The sequence below is a fragment of the Shewanella sp. S1-49-MNA-CIBAN-0167 genome (assembly GCF_040310145.1).
Taxonomy (GTDB): Bacteria; Pseudomonadota; Gammaproteobacteria; order Enterobacterales; family Shewanellaceae; genus Shewanella; species Shewanella psychromarinicola.
Genome location: NZ_JBEOPO010000491.1, coordinates 1 through 237 on the forward strand (window position 1 = coordinate 1; position 237 = coordinate 237).

At 40.9% G+C, this 237-nt stretch carries 1 protein-coding gene; it reads right to left on the reverse strand.

Going from position 1 to position 237, the window contains the following annotated elements:
- The coding region (locus AAEZ00_RS22135) for a sigma 54-interacting transcriptional regulator (RefSeq protein WP_351090192.1) at window positions 1–237 on the reverse strand (237 nt) is incomplete at both ends.

Sequence of the window (237 nt, forward strand, 5' to 3'; positions counted from 1 at the left end):
GCTTAAGACATGGATTCGATAGTACAAATCTTCTCTAAACTCACCGGATTGGCAAAGTTCAGCCAAATGTTTTTGGGTTGAACAAATAATCCGCACATCGGCGCGTACTTCTTCATCGCCACCAATCCGTCTAAAAGTTCCGTCTTGTAATAAACGCAATAATTTAACTTGTGCGGTTTTAGACATCTCGGCAATTTCATCAAGAAACACCGTACCGCCTTTTGCTTCTTCAAATAG